This window comes from Haladaptatus sp., from assembly GCF_049589095.1.
In the GTDB taxonomy this organism is placed as follows: domain Archaea; phylum Halobacteriota; class Halobacteria; order Halobacteriales; family Haladaptataceae; genus Haladaptatus.
This window is the reverse complement of record NZ_JBAWAC010000229.1, coordinates 1-5,618: the sequence shown is the minus strand read 5'-3', so window position 1 is coordinate 5,618 and position 5,618 is coordinate 1. Positions and strand designations below refer to the sequence as shown.

The 5,618-nt window shown below is 60.1% G+C and carries 6 protein-coding genes, 1 tRNA gene and 1 pseudogene; 2 read left to right on the top strand and 6 right to left on the bottom strand.

What is annotated here, in order from left to right; genetic code table 11:
* Window positions 1-460 (top strand): annotated as a pseudogene (locus tag WBV42_RS07430) (hypothetical protein); the annotation flags it as partial.
* A gap of 114 nt (window positions 461-574) precedes the next feature.
* Here WBV42_RS07430 and WBV42_RS07425 read toward each other — a convergent pair.
* Both WBV42_RS07425 and WBV42_RS07420 read right to left on the bottom strand, forming a co-directional pair.
* Complete coding sequence (locus WBV42_RS07425; protein ID WP_423985458.1) at window positions 575-979, bottom strand: hypothetical protein; 405 nt, start codon at window positions 977-979, stop codon at window positions 575-577.
* Window positions 980-1,215: 236 nt separating this feature from the next.
* Window positions 1,216-1,491 (bottom strand): winged helix-turn-helix transcriptional regulator, encoded by a 276-nt coding sequence (locus WBV42_RS07420; RefSeq protein ID WP_423985457.1) that lies wholly within the window; start codon window positions 1,489-1,491, stop codon window positions 1,216-1,218.
* A gap of 333 nt (window positions 1,492-1,824) precedes the next feature.
* Here WBV42_RS07420 and WBV42_RS07415 point away from each other — a divergent pair, with 333 nt between their 5' ends.
* On the top strand, window positions 1,825-2,892 hold the full coding sequence (locus WBV42_RS07415; protein ID WP_423985456.1) for an alcohol dehydrogenase catalytic domain-containing protein: 1,068 nt from the start codon (window positions 1,825-1,827) through the stop codon (window positions 2,890-2,892).
* Window positions 2,893-3,114: 222 nt separating this feature from the next.
* Here the strand turns inward: WBV42_RS07415 and WBV42_RS07410 are convergent.
* The 4 genes from WBV42_RS07410 to tuf form a co-directional block, all read right to left on the bottom strand.
* Window positions 3,115-3,186, bottom strand: a tRNA-Ala gene (locus WBV42_RS07410).
* A gap of 5 nt (window positions 3,187-3,191) precedes the next feature.
* The gene (locus WBV42_RS07405) at window positions 3,192-3,809 is read right to left on the bottom strand and encodes a rhomboid family intramembrane serine protease (RefSeq protein WP_423985455.1); all 618 of its coding nucleotides are present in this window, start codon (window positions 3,807-3,809) and stop codon (window positions 3,192-3,194) included.
* Between the two features lie 155 nt (window positions 3,810-3,964).
* A complete protein-coding gene (rpsJ, locus tag WBV42_RS07400; protein ID WP_007979652.1) occupies window positions 3,965-4,273 on the bottom strand; it encodes a 30S ribosomal protein S10 in 309 nt (102 codons plus the stop codon).
* Between the two features lie 3 nt (window positions 4,274-4,276).
* Entirely contained in the window at window positions 4,277-5,542 is a 1,266-nt protein-coding gene (tuf, locus tag WBV42_RS07395) for a translation elongation factor EF-1 subunit alpha (protein ID WP_253226723.1), read from the bottom strand.
* Window positions 5,543-5,618 lie beyond the last annotated feature (76 nt).

Below are 5,618 nucleotides of genomic sequence, written 5' to 3'. Positions count from 1 at the left end.
GCTACCGACCTTTTCGTTCGCCGCCGAGAAGTGGCAAGTCGTCACGTGGTACTTCTACAACGCGCAGTTCGTCGAAATCTCCCAAACCATCTCCGGTTCCGATGACTCCAACTATCTTCGGAACAGCGTCGATCTGATCACTAACTCCTCGGATCCGTATATCCAGTTCCTCCATCTCCTGCCGCTCGTCGCCATCTTCATCGGTGGCGTTCTCCTCGCTTCTCACCTGGGTCGCGCCCGGACGGCCCCGCACGCGGCGCTGAACGGTGCACACGTCGTCGTCGGCTACCTGCCGATCAGTCTCGTCGGTGCGTACATCGCCTCGAAACACGTCTCCGCCATCGGCGTGACCGCGCGCGTCGGTCCGGGGTACCTCGACACGCTCCTGTTCATGGGCCTCCTGCTCCCCCTCGTCGTCGGTTCACTCGGCGGCTTGGTTTATCACGTCGTTCGGGGATAACCTCCCACTCGTCACTCCTGCTTGTACTCGTCGTAAACGGTGGAAGTGGACTCGCGGAGATGGGTCCTTGCGGTTCCTGAACCCACTATATTGTCGAAATGAATCGAGAAGCCATCAGGTAACGAGATGAATCAGATAGACGTGCCAGAACCAATTGAGCGGCGTCCAAACGCCGAAGGAGTGGGACACGGCGTCATCGAGCGCGATGAGCACGCAAAACAGCGCCGCCAACCGGAGATCGGACGCGCTGTCCGACCAGAACGAACGGAACACCATCGCCAGCAACGCACCTACGATACCCGATAGTGTCAGCAACGCTCCTGTGGCGGGGTAATCCGGCCACACGAAGAGGAAGCCGAACAGCGCCACCGTCAGCGCTGTCACGGTGGCCCATGCCTCTCGTTTGGGCATGCGGCTCGAGGCCACCCAGCAGACGATGTACGCCGCTAACACACCGATGTAGAGGTGGTGCGGGGCCAGAATGTTCCCGTCCGGAAGGCGCTGGGCTGGAAACGTCATCGTTCTTCGCCGTTGGAGGTGGCGGAGAACGAGTACGACCGAGGCGTATATTTACCATACCCATCGTTTTCGAGTCAGGCCTTTTCAACCATCGTCCCCAAGCGCTGTCCAGATGAATCAGGGAACTACTACGTATTCGATTCCGTGAAACTACTGGCTGTTACCGACTCCTTGTCGATACTCGTTTCGGCTTTTCCGAACGGGCGGCAGTCCGGTGGCGAGTTCCTGCAGAACACTCACCAATCGCCTCGCCACCAAGCGACGAGGTCCTGAATCACCGGTTCGGCGGCGTTGAGTTTTGCCGTCGCCTCGTATTCGACGCGCGGAGGCATCTCGTCGTACGCCCGTCGAGTAATGAGATTCTCTTCGAGTAGGTCATCGAGACGTGTGGAGAGCGTCGTTTGGGAGATTTCGAGTGCACCCTTGAGTTCGTTAAACCGCCACGGGTCCGATGACCCGGCGAACGCGGACGCGATGGCCATCGTGTGTGACTTTCCGAAGAGGTCGAACAACCGCTGTTTGTCCTCCGGAATCGATATCTCGCCCCCTGCACCATCGTTTGTTGCGTCGGGTTGAGTGGTTTTTTTCGTCTATCATCTCTTACTCCACCTTTTGCATTCGCGCCTCCTAGCTCTTGTAACCCGTTTTTGTCTCCCTCTCAGGAAGGTCCACGATACTGGAGCAGGTACAACGTCGTGAACCCAGTTTCATTCATTGGACTTGACAATATATGTCCTCCACTCCCCTACCTCAAATCCGATGTCAAGACATGTTCGAATGGCCAGTCCTTTCGCGTTACCTCGGACGACTACTTGGAATCATCGACAGCAGTCGGGAGGTACCATATGAAAGGTGCTGTGCTACCGGAATTCGGCTCGCCGCTTACGCTCGAAACGTTGCCTGACCCCCAACCGGGTGCAGGTGAACTCGTTGTGGACGTGGTTGCTGCACCGGTGTTATCGTACACGAACGAGGTTCTCAGCGGTGAGCGTCGATATCCGCTAGAGCTACCACTCGTCCCGGGCGTCGGCGGAGTTGGACGCGTCCGTGCTGTCGGACCGGATGCGACGCGCCTCTCCCCCGGCGATTGGGTACTGTGTGACCCAGCAGTTCATTCGCGCGATGACCCGATATTTACCCAAACGATGCTACAGGGCTGGATTGTCCCCGGAGAGGGTGCACAACGCTTGCAGTCGCACTTTCGCCATGGGGCCTTCGCCGAGCAAATGCTTCTGCCACTGGAGAGTGCAGTTCCGCTCGGTGACATCGACCGAGCGGACGCAACGCGCTGGTGTGCACTCTGTTCGCTGTTGGTTCCGTACGGCGGCTTACTTGCCGCGAATATACGGGCGGGGGACACCGTCCTGATAAGCGGCGCGACCGGCCACTTCGGGAGTGCGGGAGTGACCGTCGCGTTAGCGATGGGTGCAGGTAGCGTCATTGCGCCGGGGCGAAACGAAGCGGTTCTCGATGGCCTCAATCGTCGGTTCGGGCCCCGAGTTCGGACGGTTGCACTGACTGGCGATGAAAGCGAGGACCGACGGAACATGTGCGATGCGGCGCCGGGCCCCATCGATACGGTGCTCGACATCCTTCCCCCGTTGCCCGATGCAACCCCCGTGCGTGCTGCTGCACTGACCGTTCGACCTCGTGGAACGGTCGTGTTGATGGGTGGCCTCCGTGCTGACCTCGAACTTCCCTATGCTCACCTCCAGCGTAATTGCATCACCGTTCGCGGTCAGCATATGTATCCTCCGGAGGCGCGGTCCCAACTCGTCGAACTCGTCCGCTCCGGTCTCCTTTCGTTGGACGACTTCGAGATGACGAGTTTCGAACTCGAACACGCCAACGAAGCGGTCGACCACGCTGCGGCGAAGGGCGGTCCGTTTCGACTTACGGTACTCGAACCTTAACGACCGAGTCCGTTCGATAATCGCTGCGAACTTTTCACCTAATCAAAATACCGTTCGTCCATCCTCGCTTCGCTCGAATGTACTCGCCGGGAGTCCCGCGAGCGAACGAAGTGAGCGAGGGGGACTACGGCGAATCCACTGATCGAACGAAACGGAGTTCCCGTGAACGAAGCGAACGGGAGCACGGAAGAGCTTCGCTCTTCCGGAGTGGAGTGAGAGAAGTGGACTCGCCGGGATTTGAACCCGGGGCCTCTTCCTTGCGAAGGAAGCGATCTGCCACTGATCTACGAGCCCTCGAATTATTGTACCATCCGTGCGTTACTTGTAGCTTGTGTTTCGGTGCGGAGGATGTGAAGGCGTCCCGCGATTAGCCCCAGTGCGAAGCCGGTGAAGTGGGCGAGCAGGGCGACGCCAGGAGCCGCTGTCATCAGCGTGACGAGGGTCGTGAAGACGACGACGATGAGGACCTGCGCGCGGCGCGAGAGTCGCAGGCGGCCGAACACGGCCTCCGAAATGTCGTTACTGGCGATGAGGTAGCCGTACAGGCCGAGAATCGCGCCGCTGGCTCCGAGGACGGCGGGGGGCTGGCTGCTGAACAGCTCCGTCACCCACACCTGCACCAGTCCGGCCGCCATCCCCACCGTGAGAAAGAAGGCGTGATAGCGGGCCGTCGTCGTCCCGCGCTCGACGATGAACCCGACGAGCACCAGCGCGACAGCGTTGGAGAAGAGGTGGGCGAACCCGGCGTGTGAGTACACGCTCAGCGGCAGCGTCCACACGTGGCCCGCCACGGGCGGCGAGAGCGCGAACAGCCCCAGTGCCAACGCCGGGCTGACGAACCGAACCGCGGATTGGACGACGAAGACGACGAGACAGACGGCGAGCGTCTGAATCGTCGGCGAGCGGGAAAGACGCATACTACTACTCGTCACCGAGACCACAAAAAATGACCTCACGGGACGGCTGCTCGTCGCCGTGACGGCGCGATCGCTGGTCGATGGGTGAAAAACGAAAGAAGATTTGCAAAGATTTCCGTTGCGCGGGTATCCGTGCAACCGGTGAGTTCCTCGGTTCAGTCTTCGAGGACGATCTCGATGCTGACGTCGTTCGGAACCTGAATGCGCATCAACTGTCGAAGCGCGCGTTCATCGGCGTCGAGGTCGATGAGGCGCTTGTGGACGCGCATCTCCCAGTGTTCCCACGTCGCAGTGCCCTCTCCGTCGGGCGACTTGCGCGTCGGGATCTCCAGCGTCTTCGTCGGGAGCGGAATCGGACCGCTCAGGGAGACGCCGGTCTTCTCAGCGATCTCACGGACATCGTCGCAGATGTCGTCGAGGTCCGAGGGGTTGGCTCCTGCGAGTCGGACACGTGCTTGCTGCATCGTTTACTTCTCGTTGACTTCGAGGACCTGACCTGCTGCCACGGTCTGACCCATGTCACGGATTGCGAACGAACCAAGTTCCGGAATCTCGCCCGCAGGCTCGATGCTGAGTGGCTTTTGCGGTCGGACCGTGACGGTTGCTGCGTCACCGGACTTGATGAAGTCGGGGTTCTCCTCCGCGATTTCACCGGTGGACGGGTTGATCTTCGCGTCGATGGACTCGATGGTACACGCGACCTGCGCCGTGTGGGCGTGGAAGACCGGCGTGTAACCGGCCGTGATGACGCTCGGGTGCTGCATCACGACGATGCGAGCCTGGAACGTATCGGCCACTTTCGGCGGATTGTCGGCTGGGCCACACACGTCACCGCGACGGATGTCGTCCTTGCCGATGCCACGCACGTTGAAACCGACGTTGTCGCCGGGTTCCGCTTTCGGAACTTCCTCGTGGTGCATCTCGACGGTCTTCACTTCGCCACCGACGTCGCTCGGCTGGAACGAGACGTTGTCGCCCACGTTGAGCGTACCCGTCTCGACACGTCCGACCGGCACCGTACCGATACCGGAAATCGTGTACACGTCCTGGATGGGCAGACGGAGGTCTGCGTCCGTTGGCGGCTCGGGTGCGTCGAGGTTGTTGAGGGCCTCGAGCAGGGTCGGGCCGTCGTACCAAGGCGTATTGTCCGAGGATTCGGAGACGTTGTCACCCTCGAACGCGGAGGTCGGGACGAACGTCGCGTCGTCGGACTTGAAATTGACCTGCTTCAGGAGCTTCGAAACCTGCTCTTTGACGTCGTCGTAGGTGTCTTCCTTGTAGTCGACGACGTCCATCTTGTTGACCGCGATGATGAGCTCGTTGATACCGAGCGTCTTCGAGAGGAAGACGTGCTCCTGGGTCTGGGGCGCGACACCGTCGTCTGCGGCGACGACGAGGACAGCGTTGTCTGCCTGCGATGCGCCCGTGATCATGTTCTTCACGAAGTCACGGTGGCCCGGACAGTCGACGATGGTGAAGTAGTACTCGTCGGTGTCGAACTCTTGGTGGGCGATGTCGATCGTGACACCACGCTCTCGCTCCTCTGCGAGGTTGTCCATCACGTAGGCGAACTCGAAGCCGCCTTTACCCTTCTCTTCCGCTTCTTCGCGGTGCTGTTCGATAACGTGCTCCGGGACGCTCCCTGTCTCGAAGAGGAGTCGCCCGACCATCGTGCTTTTACCGTGGTCGACGTGGCCGATGACGGCCAAGTTCTGGTGTGGTTTGTCGCTCATTGTATATCTCACGCGCAGATGCGCTCTGGAGGAATTATTTGGCAGAAGCGGTTAAAACCATTTCGATACGCTATGC

Excerpts from the sequence above, each read along its gene's own strand:
- WBV42_RS07425 (WP_423985458.1), bottom strand. The coding sequence starts at position 979 with ATGACGTTTCCAGCCCAGCGCCTTCCGGACGGGAACATTCTGGCCCCG.
- tuf (WP_253226723.1), bottom strand. The coding sequence starts at position 5,542 with ATGAGCGACAAACCACACCAGAACTTGGCCGTCATCGGCCACGTCGAC.
- WBV42_RS07405 (WP_423985455.1), bottom strand. The coding sequence starts at position 3,809 with ATGCGTCTTTCCCGCTCGCCGACGATTCAGACGCTCGCCGTCTGTCTC.
- rpsJ (WP_007979652.1), bottom strand. The coding sequence starts at position 4,273 with ATGCAGCAAGCACGTGTCCGACTCGCAGGAGCCAACCCCTCGGACCTC.
- WBV42_RS07415 (WP_423985456.1), top strand. The coding sequence starts at position 1,825 with ATGAAAGGTGCTGTGCTACCGGAATTCGGCTCGCCGCTTACGCTCGAA.